The sequence below is a fragment of the Psychrobacter sp. UBA3483 genome (genome assembly GCF_002377905.1).
Lineage (GTDB): Bacteria > Pseudomonadota > Gammaproteobacteria > Pseudomonadales > Moraxellaceae > Psychrobacter.
Genome location: NZ_DFQS01000057.1, coordinates 65,723 through 84,621, shown reverse-complemented (window position 1 = coordinate 84,621; position 18,899 = coordinate 65,723). Strand labels below are relative to the sequence as shown.

The 18,899-nt window shown below is 44.5% G+C and carries 14 protein-coding genes; 5 read left to right on the top strand and 9 right to left on the bottom strand.

Going from position 1 to position 18,899, the window contains the following annotated elements:
- Positions 1-25: 25 nt before the first annotated feature.
- Both B2866_RS10840 and B2866_RS10835 read right to left on the bottom strand, forming a co-directional pair.
- Entirely contained in the window at positions 26-4,021 is a 3,996-nt protein-coding gene (locus B2866_RS10840) for an AAA family ATPase (RefSeq protein ID WP_296194022.1), read from the bottom strand.
- A gap of 79 nt (positions 4,022-4,100) precedes the next feature.
- Positions 4,101-5,642: an exonuclease SbcCD subunit D C-terminal domain-containing protein gene (locus B2866_RS10835; protein WP_296194020.1), complete on the bottom strand. Its 1,542-nt coding sequence runs from the start codon at positions 5,640-5,642 to the stop codon at positions 4,101-4,103.
- Between the two features lie 130 nt (positions 5,643-5,772).
- On the opposite strand from B2866_RS10835, the gene B2866_RS13275 reads away from it, so the two are divergent.
- Positions 5,773-5,973 (top strand): DUF4377 domain-containing protein, encoded by a 201-nt coding sequence (locus tag B2866_RS13275; protein ID WP_409520837.1) that lies wholly within the window; start codon positions 5,773-5,775, stop codon positions 5,971-5,973.
- Positions 5,974-6,137: 164 nt separating this feature from the next.
- Here B2866_RS13275 and B2866_RS10830 read toward each other — a convergent pair whose 3' ends face one another.
- The 3 genes from B2866_RS10830 to B2866_RS10820 all read right to left on the bottom strand — a co-directional run bounded on the left by B2866_RS10830 (position 6,138) and on the right by B2866_RS10820 (position 9,572).
- Positions 6,138-6,632 carry a hypothetical protein gene (locus tag B2866_RS10830; protein WP_296194017.1) on the bottom strand — a complete coding sequence of 165 codons (495 nt, stop codon included), beginning with the start codon at positions 6,630-6,632 and terminating at the stop codon, positions 6,138-6,140.
- A 120-nt stretch (positions 6,633-6,752) separates the two neighbouring features.
- Positions 6,753-8,363 carry a siroheme synthase CysG gene (cysG, locus tag B2866_RS10825; protein WP_296194015.1) on the bottom strand — a complete coding sequence of 537 codons (1,611 nt, stop codon included), beginning with the start codon at positions 8,361-8,363 and terminating at the stop codon, positions 6,753-6,755.
- A 258-nt stretch (positions 8,364-8,621) separates the two neighbouring features.
- A complete protein-coding gene (locus B2866_RS10820; RefSeq protein WP_296194013.1) occupies positions 8,622-9,572 on the bottom strand; it encodes an acyltransferase in 951 nt (316 codons plus the stop codon).
- Between the two features lie 356 nt (positions 9,573-9,928).
- Here B2866_RS10820 and B2866_RS10815 point away from each other — a divergent pair, with 356 nt between their 5' ends.
- Positions 9,929-10,672, top strand: coding sequence for an SDR family NAD(P)-dependent oxidoreductase (locus tag B2866_RS10815; protein ID WP_296194010.1), 744 nt, complete (start codon positions 9,929-9,931; stop codon positions 10,670-10,672).
- A gap of 94 nt (positions 10,673-10,766) precedes the next feature.
- Here B2866_RS10815 and B2866_RS10810 read toward each other — a convergent pair whose 3' ends face one another.
- The 3 genes from B2866_RS10810 to B2866_RS10800 all read right to left on the bottom strand — a co-directional run bounded on the left by B2866_RS10810 (position 10,767) and on the right by B2866_RS10800 (position 13,746).
- On the bottom strand, positions 10,767-11,405 hold the full coding sequence (locus B2866_RS10810; protein WP_068405362.1) for a phosphoadenosine phosphosulfate reductase family protein: 639 nt from the start codon (positions 11,403-11,405) through the stop codon (positions 10,767-10,769).
- Positions 11,406-11,471: 66 nt separating this feature from the next.
- Positions 11,472-12,068, bottom strand: a complete 597-nt coding sequence (locus tag B2866_RS10805; protein ID WP_296194006.1) for a DUF934 domain-containing protein — start codon at positions 12,066-12,068, stop codon at positions 11,472-11,474.
- Positions 12,061-13,746, bottom strand: coding sequence for a nitrite/sulfite reductase (locus B2866_RS10800; RefSeq protein WP_296194003.1), 1,686 nt, complete (start codon positions 13,744-13,746; stop codon positions 12,061-12,063). Before B2866_RS10800 ends, B2866_RS10805 begins: the two co-directional genes overlap by 8 nt.
- Positions 13,747-14,012: 266 nt before the next feature.
- Between B2866_RS10800 and sat the strand changes: the two genes are divergently transcribed.
- Positions 14,013-15,266: a sulfate adenylyltransferase gene (gene sat, locus B2866_RS10795; RefSeq protein WP_296194000.1), complete on the top strand. Its 1,254-nt coding sequence runs from the start codon at positions 14,013-14,015 to the stop codon at positions 15,264-15,266.
- Positions 15,267-15,361: 95 nt separating this feature from the next.
- Here sat and B2866_RS10790 read toward each other — a convergent pair whose 3' ends face one another.
- On the bottom strand, positions 15,362-15,895 hold the full coding sequence (locus B2866_RS10790) for a hypothetical protein (protein ID WP_296193998.1): 534 nt from the start codon (positions 15,893-15,895) through the stop codon (positions 15,362-15,364).
- A gap of 420 nt (positions 15,896-16,315) precedes the next feature.
- Here B2866_RS10790 and B2866_RS10785 point away from each other — a divergent pair, with 420 nt between their 5' ends.
- Together B2866_RS10785 and B2866_RS10780 are read left to right on the top strand one after the other, a co-directional pair.
- Positions 16,316-17,491 (top strand): sulfate ABC transporter substrate-binding protein, encoded by a 1,176-nt coding sequence (locus B2866_RS10785; protein ID WP_296193995.1) that lies wholly within the window; start codon positions 16,316-16,318, stop codon positions 17,489-17,491.
- A gap of 224 nt (positions 17,492-17,715) precedes the next feature.
- On the top strand, positions 17,716-18,819 hold the full coding sequence (locus B2866_RS10780) for a sulfate ABC transporter substrate-binding protein (protein ID WP_296193992.1): 1,104 nt from the start codon (positions 17,716-17,718) through the stop codon (positions 18,817-18,819).
- The last annotated feature ends 80 nt before the right edge of the window (positions 18,820-18,899 follow it).

Here is an 18,899-nt window from a genome sequence, read left to right as displayed (position 1 = left end):
TGCTACCTTCAAATCGCTTTAGCCATTAACTGGCAATATGATAACAGCCTTGCCCAGTGATTTTACTAAAGCCACCTGAGAGCTTAGTGACTTGAATTTGGGTCAAAATACGCTCTTTTAGCGCCTGCACGTGTGAGATAACGCCAATCAATTTGCCTTCTTGCTGTAAGCTGGTCAAGGTATCGAGGGCGATATCCAGTGATTCCTCATCAAGGGTGCCAAAGCCTTCGTCCAAAAATAACGAGTCGACGCGAATATTATGACTGGCCATCTGCGACAGCCCAAGCGCTAATGCTAGGCTTATAATAAAGCCTTCACCGCCAGAGAGATTTTTGGTGCTGCGTCTCTCGCCACCTTGATAGTTGTCAATGACATTGAGCTCGAGCGGATTATTGTCGTCACGCGCCAGCAAATAGCGATCGCTCATTTTATGCAGTTGGGCATTGGCATGGGTCACCATGATATCAAAGGTCAAACCTTGGGCAAAGGTACGATACTTTTTGCCACTGCTTGAGCCTATCAACTCATTGAGCTGTCGCCAGACTTGCAAAGTGTCTTTTTGCTGAGCAATGGCTTGGCGCTGAGCCTGCTGATTGCCTTTTTTCTCTTCATTGTCTTTGAGCTGTTGGCTCATGGCGCCGATTGCTTCAATCAAGCGCTGCAACTCCTTTTGTGCCAGCTGCTGCTGCTCAGCCAGCGACTCTCTATCTTCAGTGGTTAAAGGGTTGGCTTTTTTCTCTGCAAGTGCTTGCATGGTTTGAGTCAATAAGGATTGCGCTTGTTTGAGCGTATCGTTGATTTGCTGCTGCTGCTCGGTTAAGTGATGACGCTCGGCAGCTGGCAGGCGCGCGCGCATGAATGCTGCTTCATCGCTAAAGTCAGAGCTGGCAAGTACCGTTTTAAAAATATCTTCTTGCGTCGTTAGAGCCGTGCTAGCGATCGTTAATTGCTCGGCAAGCTGCTGCTGCTGTCGTTGTAATTGTTTGAGGGTGAGCTCAGCACTATCTAACTGCCGCTGCGCTGCTGCTTGTTCGCTATGCGCCTGTTCGAGGACAGCGCGCAACCTTGCTTCTTCTGCATCAGGATTGATATTCATGTTGCTATTATCATTACCAGCATTCGGCACATCACCTGAAAAAATATCACGCCGCTCAGTGGTTAATTGCGCCAGCGTCTCGGTTTTCGCAATAATTTCTTGCAGCAAATCATCAAGCTCAATCTCTTGTTTATTCAACTGGGCTTGCTTGGTTTCGATTTGCACGGTCATGCTACCAAGCGCAGTGATTAGGTTTTGTTGGGCATTTTTATAAGCAGTAAACTGCTGCTTTAGTTGCACCAAACTGCTACGCTGCTGACGCAGCGTATCAAGGTGAACCTCATAGTCAGCTTTATTTAACACAACTTGTTGATCGATACTCGCTAGCAGCGGCTGTAAAGCAGCAGGTTTGGTGACGGCATCTAGCTCATACTTGCCCGCAAGATATTTATTTAATATCGCCAATATAGCGTCTTTAAGCTGGGATAATTCGGCAAAATTCGTCGAGATTTTTTTCTCGATAGCATCCAAAGCCAGTGCGCTTATTTGAGAGTTGCTCTTAATCTCATAAATATCAGTGGCAAGCTGATACTGCTGCTTTTCAAACGTCTCAATGGTTTTGTTTGTTTTAGCAAGCTCATCGCTTAGTGCTTCATGTTGTGTAAGCGTGTCTTTTAAAGACTGCTTGCGCTTACTGAGTTGGTCTTTAATCGTATCTAGCAATAACAAACTATCTTTTATTAAGCGCTCTTTTATCAGTGTGCAATCTGTTGAGTCGTCAGCTATTTGTTCACTCAACAAATTCATATCTATGCCAATTTGGCCAAGCTGAGTCATGCTTGCGGCCACAGCGTTAGAATAGCTCTTAGCCAAAAGCGGCTGTATTAAGTCATCGCTGTCCGCGCCCAGCTTTTTCATCTGCTCATGGAGTGGGATTTTTTGCTCATGCAACTGCTTAATCTGATTTTGTGTGGTGGCATATTCAATACGCTGCTTGGATAGGGTTTGTTCTAGCGTATTGATCGTCGTATCCAGCTCGCTTATTTGCTGCTGCGTTTGAGCCACTTCCGCTGGCTCTTTGTTCAATACAGGATGATGGGCGCCGTAGGGATGCTCGCGCGCACCGCAAAGCGGGCAAGGGTTGCCATCTTTTAGTTGGGTAATATAACGCTCTAAGTTGGCAACCTGTTGCCATGAATCGAGCAGCTTTTGCTTATCTTGACGTCGGTCTTTGGCGTCTGCCATAAGCGCTTCGTTGTCAGTAATGCTCGCCGCCAGTTTGGTCAAGGCATCATTAATGGTCGGCAGGGCAGTGTTTATCTTATTGGTTTGGATAGCAAGCGCTTCAATGTGCTGTGCCTTAAAGCTCACTTGCTCTATCTGGCTGTGCGTGTGCTCAATCTGCTCTTGCTCACCGCGTATAGCAGCCAATGACTGCGTTTGGGTTAATTGCACCTGCTGTTTTTGTAAAGCGGTTAACGTTTCACGCGCCTTAGCAATCAAAGCGTTGGTCGCATTTTGCTGCTGCTGACATTGATCAAGATTGGTTTGATAATGGCTTGATTGCTGATGATGAGCAATTTTTTCGTTTGCCAAAGCGGCATTGTCTTGCAGCAGCGCTTTTAGGCGGCTGCCATGACTATCAAAATTTGCCGCATCGGTATCTATATCGTGCAAAGCGGCGGCGTCAATCAAATATTTTTCTATCGTTGCTAACTGAGCTTTGTCCTGATTGAGTTGGACGGTATGATTTTCTATTTCTTGGCGTAAGCCTTGGGTATTGGTCGCTAGGCGTTGTTTTCTATGCTGCTGATCGTCTAACACCTGCATTTGCTGGGCGATTGCGCCATCGAGCTTACGAGCGTGAGCAATTTTTGGTAACGTGATTTGCAGCTTATCATAGGCGCTCTGCGTATCAGCGTCAGCTGCTTTTAACGTATTCGCCGCGTGCGCAAGGCGCTCTTCTTGCTGCGGCAGCTGATGATTTAGTGCCTGCTGCTCATCTTGCAAGCGTTTAAGATTATCGCGGTTATGGGCAAGTTGACTGTATTGGCTGTCAATCTCCAAGGCTTTATTGGCGGCGTTAAGTCGCTTAGCGTCAGGAGCGAAATCTGCCTGCGCTTGCTTGGCTACCGTAACCTCATTTTGATAATTATCGACGTTTTTTTCTAATTCTGCCACCGTATCGAGCCAATTGATTTGCGCTTGCAGACGTTGATACTGTTGTTGCTGCTTGGTTTGTGCGGTTTGATGTGAGGTCAGCGTTTCATTAATCAGCGCTTCTTCGTCGGCGTCTAACAAAGTTAAACCCTCTAAGCCAAACTGCAATTTATTTAAAATCTCTTCTTCCGCGCGCTTTTTTTCAAAGACATGGGTCGATATCGTCGCGTAGATATCTGTACCCGTGATTTTTTCTAAGATATCGGCGCGCTCATCGGCCTTAGCCTTTAAAAACGCGGAAAAACTCCCTTGCGCCAGTAAGATTGAACGCGTGAACTGCTGAAAATCCATTCGTGTCAGCTCAACGATTTTTTCTTTGGTGCGTGACAGTTTGCTTTCTAGTATTTCATCGCCTTTAAGCTTGTCGTCTTTGCTATCGGCATTACTGTCATCGTCAGTTTTAGGCTTTACTAAAGCAATCTCATGGGTGGCATCTTGCAAGTTACCATCCGCCTTGCCATAAGCGCGGCGCTGCCCCCAGCGGCAGCGATATTGAGTGCCATTTAAATCAATGACCACTTCCGCGAAACACTCTGCCGTTTGCCGCGTCATGACCTCGTTGCTACTTTTACTGATGTTATTAATCCGCGGCGTCTCACCATAGAGCGCCAGACAAATCGCATCCAAAATCGTGGTCTTGCCAGCGCCGGTCTGTCCAGTAATAGCAAAGATGCCTTCATTGATAAACGCAGAATCAGCAAAATCGATATGCCATTCGCCTTTTAAAGAGTTTAAGTTTTTGAGTCGCAGTTCTATTAGGCGCATGTGTCGGTCTTTGTCGTTTGAATGGATAGTTTTGATTTGGATTTGGAACTTATGTTTTGATGCCGCGCTCATTGCTCATTTATTCAGCTTGAGCGTCATCATGGTAGATATTATGGAGTATCTGCTCATAGGCGCTGCGTAATGACGCTTTTTGCGTATCGGCAATGCCATTGATTTCTAGGCATTTATCAAACACATCAAGCTCATTTAAATCTTGTAAGGTTTCAGAGGATTGCTGCTGATTAAGGACTTTATTATAGGTGCGCGTATTTTTGATTTTTAACACTTCGCAAGTTAAACCCTCGATCATGGCATTCACTTCTTCACGCAGCTCATTGACGATTTCGTCACCGTCATAAATCACTTCTAGCCAAATAGACTCTGAGGGCTTTAATGATTTTATCGTCGCAGCGATGGTCGTCAAATCGCCCGTTATCTGCGCCAGTTTTTGAAAGCAAGGAATCGGCAACGAGATTACCTGCATTTGTCGTGACTCATCATGATGCAGTCGTTGAGAAGTTAAACCAGACGTTGTAAAAGTAGAATCAAGCGGTACCGCCTCTGACTGAGTAAAGGGTTTTTCATCGACGTTAATTGCGGCGCTTTTTTCTTGCTCAACAAAAGCAAATAAATCATCCATCAATTCAGGCGTTTGAATGGCTGCTTTTTTTGCTGCGGCTTTGGTAGAGGATAGAGAAGGTTCATTATCAGTGTTTGGTTTTTCTGGCGTGATGTTGTCTTTAGCATCTTCTTCAATACTCTGCTCTGTGGCACCAAATTGTACCAATAAAACCTGCTTTTGCTGCTTTGCTTCGCCAAAACCCATGGCGATAGGCGAGCCTGAATAGCGGATATGCTCACAGCCGCCGACGCGCTGCGGTACGTGCAAATGCCCAAGTGCCACATAATCAAAGCCATCATCAAACATATCAGCGGAGATTTGACCGAGCGAGCCAACATAAAGATCGCGCACGCCATCATCTTCTGTAGTCTTACTGCCTGCGGCGAATAAATGCCCCGTCGCAATAATAGGAATATGGCGCTGATGAGCGTCGCTTAAATGCTCCTGTCTTGCTTTGGCAATGCTAGCCACTTCATCATAATGCGCTCGAATACCCTTGATAACATTGGCATCTTTGCTATCCGCTGACTCGCCAGCATGGCTACCACGCACATCGCGGTCGCGCAGATAGGGCACAGCGGCGATAATGCAATGCGGTGTGCCATCAACCGCGTCTAAAACCAACACCTCATCGTTTAAATCGTCACAAGCAGTACCGATGACATGAACATTTAGAAACTTTAAGACTTTACTTGGGGCATCTAAAAAAGTCGGGGAGTCGTGGTTGCCGGCGACGATGACAATATGCTCGCAGCACAATTTTGATACTTTACCTAAAAACTCATAATACAGCGCTTGGGCTCTGTTACTTGGGGTCATGGTATCAAAGATATCGCCAGCTACGATAAGTACGTCCACTTTTTGTGCGCTAATGGTCTCTTGTAGCCAACTTAAAAAGGCTTCAAATTCTTCATAACGCATACGCCCATAAAGTCTGCGTCCCAAATGCCAGTCGGAGGTATGAAGAATCGTAAGCGGTTTAATAGCAAATGCAGGCATAAGTGAACTTAATAATGGTTAGAAGACTGCGATTATTCTAGCAAGAATTGCTGTGGTTTGCTGTGCTTATAACCTTATGGTTGATTCACTGTGAAAAAGACGGAAAGACTTATTCAGCATTGATGAGTAAATCCAACTTTGGTCAGTAAAATGCTCATCAAATGCAAGAAATGGGTATCGATATAGTGGTATAGAGGGCTTTGATTATCAGCCGCATTACGAGTACACCTTGCTTATCAAGAATACAACAATCGCCAATCCACCTGCGGATGCAGCGTCCATTCATAGTAAGTTGATAAAGATAATTGAGAAGAAAAGGACTATAGAGTAAGGATTACAAAAACCTCTATTAGAGATTGCTTAGAGTATTAATGCATTATGGCTTGTTATGAAAATTTGTGAGGTTTTCTAATGCTTGGCTTGCGCATCCTATCACAGTTAACCAACCTCAAAAACTAACTCTTTATTAACACTAATTGTTAATATTGAATTTCATTACGGCTTTGGCTTATCGTCCCAATCAAGTAAGAATTTTCTACGCAATTCAGGAGTTAGGACTTCAATAGAATGTATAGTTGCTACTCTATCCGTTAAGCATTTTTCATCGCCAGTAGTTTGAAGTGCAGGAATATTTTTCTTATCAATAAAACCGCCCCCTGCGAAAACTTCTGTATCAAATGGAACTGCTATTGCATTTAAGATTACAGTCTTTGAATCTAAGTCAACTTTGATATTACTAGCTTTCGTATCAAACACTGGGGTTATATAACCATCTTCGTCGCCAAATAAAAGACAGCCATTCTTCATTGTAAATGTGCCTGATAATAATGCAGTTAATTGAACATTATTACTTTCATCATAATAAGAGAAGAGATCGAGTGAGTTTTTCGTTCTTATCACTGGGTTAGAAGTATTTCTTACTGTTTGATTAGTGCAACCAAACTGAAATAGAACTACGATAGGAATTAGGAAAAAATATCTATTTATCATGTGTAATAACCTCATGGCACTGATGGAATAGTAACAGATATTTCATGTGCGTTATGTATTGAGGAAAAGTATTTTAGTAATGAATCGACAATCTTGATAGTCGCTTGACCTTAATCGCACTTAGCCAATCACTAATTGCTCCACATCACCAGCGGTCGCCAAATTAGCGACCATTGATAGCGCATGTGCTTGCTGGCTAGTAGGGGCTTTTGCCGCCGCTGTCTTGCCACCGCGCAACCAATTGTCATCGGTATCAGCAGCATTTTCGTTGTTTTGCTCATTGTCTACATGATACCAAGCCAAATCATGATGCAATGCAACTACGTCTCCCATAATCAGCAGAGCAGGCGTGGGTAGCTGATTTTGTTCTTGCAACTCAACGATATTGGCAAGCGTACCAGTTAATACTTGCTGATTGGGCATACTGGCATTAGAGACAATGGCGATTGGGGTATCGCTACTACGTCCAGCATCAATTAAACCTGTCGTCAAACGTGCCAGTGAATGCAGCCCCATATAAAACACCACAGTTTCGTCGGTATTTAAAAAGCTTTTAAAGTTACTGTTTGGCGTGCCAGCCTTCAAAAACCCCGTGACAAAACGTACCGACTGCGAGTGATCGCGGTGTGTGAGCGGAATACCAGCATAACTGGCAGCGGCATTGGCAGCGGTAATACCGGGTACGACCTGATAAGGGACGCCATGCGCACGCAAGCTTTCAATCTCTTCACCGCCGCGTCCAAAGATGAAAGGATCGCCGCCTTTTAAACGCACCACACGGCGACCATCTTTTGCGCTATTGATTAATAGCTCATTGATGCCAAGCTGAGCGACGGCATGGTTGCTACGTTTTTTACCGACAAATACTTTGTCAGCATCGCGGCGGCATAAATCCAATACTTGCGGTGATACTAACGCATCATAATAGACGATATCGGCTTGCTGCATAAGACGTAGGGCTTTAAAGGTCAGCAGCTCTGGATCACCGGGGCCTGCACCGACGATATAAACTTCACCCATTGGATTTTTTACGGTGTGAGATTCTGTAGATGTATTACCTGCTGTACTTTTTTCATTGATAGCAGGTGCAGTGTTATCTAAATCCGCTTGCAGTCGCGCCGCTGCTGCATCTTCATTGCCAGCAAACATCAGCTGACTGACTTCACCTTCAAAAGTGCGCTCCCAGAACTGACGACGTCCTGTCAGCGTTGGGATTTTGGTTTTTACCTCATCCCGAAAGTCACCAGCCAGCTTGGCCAATTTGCCATAACCTTGCGGGATTAACGTCTCTAGACGTGCGCGCAGTAAACGTGCCAGCACCGGCGCTTTGCCATTGGATGAAATGCCAATCACAATTGGATTACGATCGACGATGGCTGGGAAAATAAAGTCGCATAAATGCGGCGTATCAACGACGTTGACGGGAATATTCAGCTCGCTGGCATCAGTATGAATTTGATGATTGAGCGCTTCATCATCCGTTGCGGCGATAATAACGCGTGCGCCAGTCATATAAGCTTTATTGTAGTTTTCATAAATCAGTTCGTGCTTGGCTTTGTCCTTAGTATGGCTGAGCAAAGCTTGTATTTCAGCACTGATAGTTGGTGCAAGGATCGTGATCGCAGCACCAGCGCGCCTGAGTAAGTCAGCTTTACGTAGCGCGACATCACCGCCACCAACGATCAGTACTTTGCGGTCTTCTAATTTAAAAAATAGCGGAAAGGTGTTCATAGCATCACCAATGATTCAGTCAATATAAAATATGTCATCATTATGCGGTATCACGCGCTACGTCTCATGCAGTGAATTGGCATTAACATATTCGTTTTTGTCATGTTGCTGATGATTTTTGCTAGGATGTGGAATAGCTGGGGAATAAAAACGTAGAAACGTGGCAGAAAAAAACCACAAGCTCATTTTTAAGCTTGTGGGTGATGTGGATTCTAAGTCTTATATTTACATGGATAGTGTTTAACGTACTGCCAAATCTTACTCAAACTCACTTAGCATCTTAGTAATACGCGCATCTTTTTGTTGCCAAATGTCCTCGAGCCAATCAAACATCATTTTTTTAGTGGCTTCATCACGGTCATAACCGCCGTCCATAATGGCCGCAAATAACTCGTCCGGTATGGTTAAGCGCGTCACATCGACGCCCAAGCGACGAATATTACCTTTCCATAAATCATCATAGTCAGGCGCACCGTCGGGATAGACGATAGTCACGTCTAAAATCGAATCCAATTCATTGCCTAACGCATTAAGCGCCAATGACAACCCGCCAGCGCGTGGTTTTAATAAATGCTCATAAGGTGAGCCTTGCTTATCATGTTTTTCTTTAGTAAAGCGCGTGCCTTCTAAATAGTTTAATAGCGCGAAAGGTTTGTTTTTTAATTGACGACAGGCGCGCTTTGCTTCTTCGATATCCTTACCTTTGAGGGCAGGATTTTTGGCAATCGCTTCTTTAGAGTGGCGGCGCATCATTGGGAAGTCTAAGAAATAAAAGGCTTGACCGATAACGGGAATATAAATCAAATTAAACTTAGTGAAAAACCTTGTTAGAGGCAGCGTATCTTGGCTGATATATTGCACAATACTGGTATCGACCCACGACTGATGGTTACTGACCAAGAGATACTGCTTATCTTCGCTTAGATCATCGGGCAGGCTGATGCGCCAGTCTTTATGAGGTAGGGCGTGGTCGATAACGGCATTATTAGTATTAATCCAATATTTGGTAATTGCAATTAAGGCATCATCGGTCAGTTTCGACCCAGTCAATACTTTCGCCGCGCCCATAGTCCAGACCGGTAGACCAACCAACGCACTATTGGCAGTGAGGACGCCAGTACCCGTCAAAAAAGAAGCGGCCTTGCCAACAGCTGGCAATTTATCATGCAGTTTTTCATAGAATGAATCGATTTTTTTTATTAAAGGCATATCAAATATCCGTATTGATGAGTGTGGCAAAGCCATGATCGAGCTTGATGGTAAAAAGACGCACAAGTAGCTGCAACGACGGGCAGCTTCGTCCATAGTTTAGCGTTAAAAGGTTGGCTTAACGTTTAATGTGATGTTGCGCCAGCTTTGAAGCCATAGAATACCTTAATGTTAGCCGATAAAACGTTAAGAAAACGTTATTTATGCAACTAAAAGGCTAGATATGTGCCAGTTATTAGCTGATTAAAAATGTCTAACATAGCCTAACATTCACAGTTAGGTGACTATGTTAATCTAACCTAAATGTGATCAGATAGAAAAAAGTTTTATTTACAACATAAAAAACAAGGATGAACATGATGAAATTACAAGACAGGGTGGCCATTATATTTGGCGGTACCTCAGGATTGGGCGAAGCGACTGCAAAAGCGTATGCCGATGAAGGGGCAAAGGTCGTCGTCACGGGTCGCGATGAAGAAGACGGCAAACGTATTATCAAAGACATAACCGATAAAGGTCAAGACGCTCTCTTTGTGCATGCCGATGTGACCAAAAAAGCAGAGATTGAAGCGGTGGTCGATAAAGCCTTAGAAGCTTATGGTCAAATTGACATTTTATATAATGGTGCAGGCATCCACGACGCTTATGATAATGCCGTCGAGTTAGAAGAAGACTTATACGATAAATTGATGGCAATTAATGTCAAAGCGCCATACCTCGCCTCAAAAGCGGTGATTCCGCACTTTATCAAGCAAGGACGTGGAGTTATCATCAATGTTGGCTCACAAGCCACGCAAATGGCAGGCCCCGGCGGTTCCGCTTATGTGACTTCCAAGCATGCGGTGTTAGGATTTACCAAACAATTGGCATTTGATTTTGGCAGTCAAGGGATCAAAGTAAATATTCTATCGCCGGGCTTTATCGAAACGCCTATGACCGATGGTATTGATGATGAGCGCTTAAATCGTATCCCAGCCCAGCGCGCTGGCAAGCCCGAAGAGATTGCAGCGCTCGCGGTATTTTTGGCGTCTGATGACTCAAACTATATGCATGGCTCGAACGTCTTTATGGATGGTGGTTGGATTCTCGGTCGTAAATAACGTTCTAAAAAGCTATAATCTTAAGCTATCTAAGTGTAAAAAGCCCTCTTAAATGATAAGAGGGCTTTTTAATTTCACAGGTTAAGAATAAAGCTTAAAGCTGCGTATGCAAACCACATTCACGGCTTTCTTCAACTTTGGTTGGATCAAAGTAATCAAACTCGTTAGGCAAGTTATGCTCTTCAAGATAGACGTCTAAATCCGCGTCTGTTTTTTCAAATAATGGTGCAACTTTTAACACGCCGTCTTTTGATAAGCTCAGCACATCAAGACCTTGGCGAAATTCCGTTTGATCTTTACGAATGGCGTTAAACCAGACATCAGGTTTCAGCTCATCTAGCGCACGGCGAAATGGCTCAAGTTTTACTTGGTCCGTGAATTCATCATGCTGTGGATTATCAATGCCTGGGATACCGTTCATGGTTGCGTCACGATAGGCAGCCGTTTGCTTAGGAATGTAAGTGATGACGTTTAAATTCAAATCACGGATGACTTTATTGGCAAACTGGTAAGTAGCATCGGTGTTATAACCAGAATCTACCCACAATACCGTGATATCAGGGCGCTGTTTAGCAACCAAATGCAAAATCGCGGACTCATACGGGCGGAAATTGGTGGTGATAATGGGGTTTTTTGCTTGGCTAAGCGCCCATGCGACGATTTCTTCTGGTGATTTACCTTTTAATTCTTGGTTGGCTTGATCGATATCTAAATTTGGGTGTAATTGGCTCATGATGGATTCCTTAAGGGTAAAAAATATATAAATGATTGATAATAAGTAGGGTGGTGAATATGAATATTAAGCACCAGCAAACATCGGTAAGTCGGCGGCGTTACGACCGTCATAACTACTGGCAAGCGCATTAAATGCTTGGCTGATATCAGAAATAGAGTGCAAATCATGCGCGCTTATCACAAAACTGTCGGCGCCTGCGCGTAGCAGATATGCGATTTGATCGCGGCCAAACTTGCCAGCCATACGAATCTCGCCTTGATAGCCCATTTGGCGTAAGGTTTGGGCGTAACTAAAACCACGTCCGTCCGTGAAAGCAGGGACGTGAATCACAATCAAATCTTGCTGTAATAAAAACTCTGGAATACGCGTCAGCACCTCGGTATCGCTATCGGATGTCACCCAGACACCAGTACGGCTGATATGCTCGGCTAACAATTCACGTACTTGTAATAGTAGTCCGCCTGCAATATTGCCTTTAGCATCTAATAAATCAGTAAGCGGTAAAACGACCTCGAGTTTTTCTTGTTTTTGCAGCAGCTCTAACAAAGATATATCGGTCAGGGTAATACCGTCAGGCAGCTCATCGGTGCTAAGCGCAAGCCAAGTGTCAGTCTCGCTAATATCGATGCCTTCGCTAGTAAACACATGATGATTAGCCATAGACCTTCTCCTTAAAAGGGGTAATACCGATACGGTCGATTAACTCACCAAAGCCTTCGACGTCATTGTCATTGCTAACGCGCTGCTCTAAGTAAACGTCGATTATCTTTTGTATCGTCGTTGCTACGGCATCGGTTGGTACCGCCTTGCCTAATATCTTACCGATTTTGGCGTCGTTGCTAGAGTTACCGCCTAGGCTGATTTGATACCAGTATTCGCCTTTTTTATCGACCCCAAGGATACCAATATCGCCGGTATGGTGATGGGCGCAGGCATTCATACAGCCAGACATATTGAGGCGTATCTCACCCAAGTCATAAAGGTAGTCAAGATCATTAAACTGCTTTTCGATTTGCTCAGCGATATTGTGGGTCGTGGCATTGGCAAGCGAACAAAAATCCCAGCCTGGGCAGACGATCATATCGGTTAGAGTATTGATATTTGGACGGGCCAAATGTAGTGCAGCCAGCTGCTGCCATAATTCGTACAAGCGGTTGGTTTGTACATCGGCAAAGACCAGATTTTGCTGATAAGTACCACGTAGCTCGCCAAAGCTATGCTCGTCAGCGAGGTCGGCGAGGGCGTCCATTTGCGCGGCGCTAATATCACCTGATGGTACATATTTACCATCGACCAAGCCGGCTTTTAACGAAATAACCACCGCGCGATAGCCTGCGATTTTATGCGCCACGGTATTTTGCTGATACCAATTGGCAAAGTCTTTATCAGCCTCTAGTTGCTGCTGCAAGTCTGACTGTACCTGTAGTGCATCAAAACTTAGATAATCAGGCTCAGTAAAAAAGCTGCTGGCCTTGTCAAAGTTGGCATCGGTCAGGGTCAACGGACCATCTTTGATATTGGCTTCCCATTCGGCATCGACCAATTTGGCAAATGCTGGGCCGCCCATGCTATCGACCAATATCTTGATACGCGCTTTGAATTTATTGTCGCGGCGACCATGCAGATTGTAGACACGCAAAATCGCATCTAAATAGCTGAGCAGATGCTGGCGCGGTAAAAATGCATTAATGGTTTTTCCAATCACTGGCGTACGCCCAAGACCGCCACCAACTATCACCTCAAAGCCAAGCTCGCCTGCGTCATTTTTCTTTAAGTGTAGTCCAATATCATGGACTTGCGTCGCCGCGCGGTCTTTTGCCGTACCAATCACGGCAATTTTAAATTTACGCGGTAAAAAAGCAAATTCCGGATGAAAGGTTGACCATTGACGAATAATCTCACAATAAGGACGCGGATCGGCGATCTCTTCCTTATGAATACCCGCATAAGGGTCGGTGGTGGTATTACGGATACAGTTGCCCGAGGTTTGGATCGAGTGCATTTGCACCGATGCCAATTCTGCCAAAATATCTGGCACTTCTTCAAGTTTTGGCCAGTTCAGCTGCATATTGGTACGGGTGGTAAAGTGGCCGTAACCTTTATCATATTTACGGGTAATCTCAGCCAATTTGCGTAATTGATAGGTTGCCAGCAAGCCATAAGGCACGGCGATACGTAGCATCGGTGCATAGCGCTGGATATATAGCCCATTTTGTAAACGCAGCGGTAAAAACTGCTCTTCTGGCAGCTCACCTGCCAAAAACCGCTCGGTTTGGTCGCGAAACTGGGCGACTCGTTCCTCTACCAAGGTTTGGTCAGCGTAATTATATTGATACATGACGTAATCTCAATTTTGTTTTTAACTTAAAAAGCCGCGACGAAAATGATTTGCGTGTGATCGCTTGTATTGCCAATCGCAAGGTAAACAATTCAGAGTCACATCATATAAGCTTAAATCTATAAACATAAATTCCTTTAAGACATATCCATATCCAAACACAGCATAAATTTTCATAACCAAAGTTAGGTAGCCTATGTTTATCAAATTTAAGCGCTCATTCTCCTGACCAACTATCTCTCAATTTCATTATTAAGGTTTTAAAAATGACATCTACCAATCCCAATCTCTCCTCATCAAAACTTGTTCCGCCGCACGGCAGCAGCGAGCTAAAACCATTGCTATTAAAAGGTGAGGCGCGCAAGCAAGCATTAAAGCTTGCCAGCACGCTGCCGACGATTACCTTAAGCTCTCGTGAGCGTGGCGATTTGATTATGCTTGGGATTGGCGGCTTTACCCCGCTAAATGGTTTTATGAATCAGGCAGATTGGCAAGGCGTCGTGGATAATATGCGCTTGCAAAGCGGCGACAATGATGGCTTGTTTTGGCCGATTCCTATCACCTTATCAGCGCCAAAAGCAACCGCCGACAGCCTAAACCAAGGTGATAAAGTGGCATTGGTCGCAAAAGATGGCGAAATTATGGGCATTTTAACGGTAGAAGAAACCTATACCATCGATAAAGCCCATGAGTGTCAGCAAGTCTTTACCACCACCGATAGCGAGCATCCGGGCGTGCAGCAAGTACTTAACCAAGGTGACGTAAACATCGCCGGTAGTGTCGAAGTACTAAGCGAAGGCGAGTTCCCAACCTTATACCCAGAGATTTACAAAACACCCGCTGAGACGCGCGAGATTTTGGATGCCAAGGGCTGGAAAACGGTTGCCGCCTTCCAAACGCGTAATCCGATGCACCGCTCGCACGAATATCTTGCCAAGATTGCTATCGAAATTTGCGACGGCGTATTGATTCATTCACTACTCGGCGCACTAAAACCGGGCGACATCCCAGCCGAAGTGCGTCAAGAAGCCATCAAGACCTTGATTGATAATTACTTTAGAGCAGACACCGTTATCCAAGCTGGGTATCCGCTCGATATGCGTTATGCTGGACCACGCGAGGCGCTACTACATGCGGTATTCCGTCAAAACTACGGCTGTAGTCATCTGATTGTTGGTCGTGACCATGCGGGCGTTGGTGATTATTATGGCGCGTTTGATGCGCAAACCATCTTTGAATATGTTGGTAAAGACGACTTGATTACGCAGCCGCTAAAAATTGGTTGGACGTTTTGGTGTAATGCTTGTAATGCCATGGCTTCTGATAAAACTTGCCCGCATGAAGCATCTGAGCATGTTAAGGTTTCAGGCACCAAGCTACGTAAAGCGCTATCAGAAGACCTCGATGTACCAGAGAACTTTAGCCGTCCTGAAGTGCTAGAGATTTTGCGACATTACTATGCTGGTATCGCTAAGGAAGAACGTGCTGAGGTGAAATTGGTCGGTGCATCTGCGGTTTAAGTAATATTTTATCGTCATCAATAAAAGTATTAAAAAAGGTGTGAGACGTTTAATCTGACACCTTTTTTATTATCTAAAGCCAACCATTAAAGTGGTTAATGCAGCTCTAAATCACCCTCAAGCTTTTGATACTCGCCAACGAGTGAAGCTCCACCCGAACAAAAATAATTCAGCGCGTACTTATCTTGGCTATCAATAGTCAACGTATCATCTTTAAATTGAAAAAAGGCGGTACTGTCATTAACCTTACTTTGAAAAATAACACCGTGCGCCTCGTCTTGACCCATTAATGTCGCTTTACCATCGAAGTGACAAGTTGGTTTTTTTACATCACTACGCGCTCGTACTTTAATATCAATTTGCTCGCCATTGTCTGCGTCGTCAGCTCTTATCATCACACCCATCCAATCATAGCCTTGGGCACGCTTGGCATAACCGTCAGAGGCGTAATCGCCAACGACCGTCTGCACCGCTGGCGTGACAGCAGCGTTTGGTTGCTTAATCGTTTGTTTATTGACGCTTGGCGTTACGTTATTACAGCCACTTAAGGCCAATAAAGCGATAGAGGTCGTTAAAATACCAACAAAAAAGCGTGAGTGACGAGCATAACGAGGTGGAGACTTGATCATTGCATTACCTTTAATAAAGGGGTTAGTAAACAGGAAATAAGTGAAAGCGTATCGGCTAAGTTTTATCAGTGCAGCGCCTGATATACAACAAGCTAAAGGATAATATCGACTCTATAGAGGCTCGTCTAGAGCCTAAGCAATACCGTAACTTACTCAAAAGTGTCTGCTTATCACAAAATTGCAAAAATACTCATTAAAAACAACCACTTTAGAATAACTAATAAAATTACTTATGCCAAGTTAATAACTCGATAAGCGTATTTGTCACTAAGCAATTGCCTCACAGGCTGTTAGCATATTGCTCATCATCCATAGAACCGAATTTCGAAACGCAAGATTTTTATCCCTATTATTAAAGAACAACGTTCCTATTTATTAGAGAAAACTTATTAGAGAACAACGTTCCTATCGAGAGCAAATATGCAGCCAAATAAAAAGAGCGGTCAAAAAATACCTCACAAGCATATCAATGCGCGTGCTCCTTTCGCCATTCAACCTAACAGCATCGGCACAGCGCTCGCCACTCGCTTTAGTTATACCGTCAATCTTGCCAGCAGTTTTGGCCTTAGTGGTGTGCTCGCAGCGGCGGTGCTGATCACAGGCTGTAAGCCAACCGAAGCCAATCAAAATGACGCCGCCAACGAGGCAAAAAATATTGATTTATTAAATGTGTCTTATGATGTGTCACGCGACTTTTATAAAGACTACAACCCGTTGTTTAATGCAAATTATCAGCAAAAACACCCAGGTATTAAGGTGAATATCAACCAATCGCACGGCGGATCGAGCAAACAAGCGCTAGCGGTTGCTAATGGCTTGCAGGCAGACGTTGTTACTCTCAACCAAGAAAGCGATATGAATTTGCTGGTTGAAAAAGGCTTGGTGGCTAGCGATTGGCAACAGGCATTGCCAAACAATGCCGTGCCTTATAGCAGTACCATGGTGCTTCTGGTTCGTGCGGGTAACCCAAAAGGTATCAAAGATTGGGCAGACTTAGCCCGTAACGATATCGCCGTGGTGATACCAAATCCCAAGACCAGTGGCACGGCGCGTTATGCCTTTTTGGGTGCTTATGGCTACGGCTTACATCATTTTAAAGAAAAGGTGCAAAGCCCTACCAAAACCGATGCTTTTATCAAAAAACTACTGGCAAACGTCGTCACCTATGACAATGGCGCGCGTGCTGCCACCACTACCTTTACCCAGCGTGGGCTCGGCGATGTTTTAATCACCACCGAAAACGAAGCGCATCTGGCTGCTAAGCAGTTTGCCAAAGGTCAGGTCGATATCGTATATCCAAGTTACTCGATTGTGATTGCCAACCCTGTGGCGGTGGTGAAAACAGTAACCGATAAAAAAGGCACCACCGCCGCGGCAAATGACTATTTAACAGGCTTATGGTCGACACCCGCACAAGAGCTGATGGCACAGATGTATATGCGCCCTAGTAATGCCCAGGTACTTGCCGCGCACAGCAAAACCTTACCTGAAATTGCAACCTTTGAACCCGTGGCGGTATTTGGTGATTGGGACAGCATCATGGCGACGTTCTTTGTCGATGGTGGGCGTTTTGATCAGCTGGCGAGGGTGAAGTAGAGGGTAGCTTTATATTTTTAAAAAAGATTTATTATAAGAAAATGATAAAAGTTTCAAAGCCATTTGTAAGCTCGTTATTTTAAGTGCTTGATAAAGCTGTGGTTTAGTAACCATTACTTAGTTATTCCATTTTGGCAATAACATACGCATATTCATCATTAAACATAATAAGCTGGCGCTGTTAGCATACTTGAATTCACCAATTAATCCCTTTTGAGGCTGCCATGACATCATATACCACAGGTTATAAATATAAAAACAAAACGCTTAGCGTACTAAGTATCGCCGGTGTGGCGCTTACGTTGGGTATCGCAGGCTGTAGCAATAGCGAAAAAGCTGAGCCAACTGCCAATGCAGAAGGCACGCCAGCCACTACTGAAGGTCAAGATATTGAGCTATTAAACGTCTCTTACGATGTGGCCCGTGACTTTTATAAAGATTATAACCCATTATTTGTTGAGCACTATAAAGCGGAAAACCCAAACAGCAATATCTTAATCAAGCAATCGCACGGCGGCTCAAGTAAGCAAGCATTGTCTGTGGCTAATGGTTTACAAGCCGATGTGGCGACCATGAACCAAGGCTCAGATATCGAGCTACTTGAGAAAAAAGGCTTGGTTGAGGCGGATTGGGAAAGCAAATTCCCAGACAACGCCGTACCTTTTACCAGTACCATCGTATTTTTGGTGCGTAAAGACAATCCAAAAGGCATTAACGATTGGCAAGACTTGACCAAAGAAGGCGTTGAGATTGTTATGGCCAACCCAAAAGTCACGGGTAATGGTCGTTATGCGTTCTTAGGCGCTTATGGTTATGGTTTGCATGCCTTTAATAAAGATGAAACACAAGCCAAAAACTACGTCAAAGATATGCTGAAAAATGTCAAAGTCTATGAGAATGGCGGACGTGCAGCGACGACGACGTTTGTTCAGCGCGGTATCGGTGATGTCTTGGTCACCTTTGAAAACGAAGCCAACTTGGCTGCCAAAGATTTTGGTGCAGGGCAAGTCGATATCGTCTATCCAAAATACTCTATCAAGTCTGAGAGCCCAGTCGCTGTTGTGAAAACCGTGACTGATAAAAAAGGCACCACCGATGCGGCAAAAGCCTATCTTGATTACTTATGGAGCGAGCCTGCACAGCAATTGGCAGCCAATTTATACTTGCGCCCAAGCGTGAAGAGTGTGCTTGATAAAAACAGCGATAAATTGCCATCTATCGATACTTTCCGTCCAAACGATGCCTTTGGTACGTGGGATGAAATCATGGGTACTTACTTTAGCGATGGCGGCGTATTTGATCAATTGGCCGTTAATGCGCCAAAGTAAGCCGCTAGTACGCTGACTGATTGCGCCATTTATAAATTTTCTTAAATAACGTTTAAACCGTCAGTTTTACCGTAACGTCC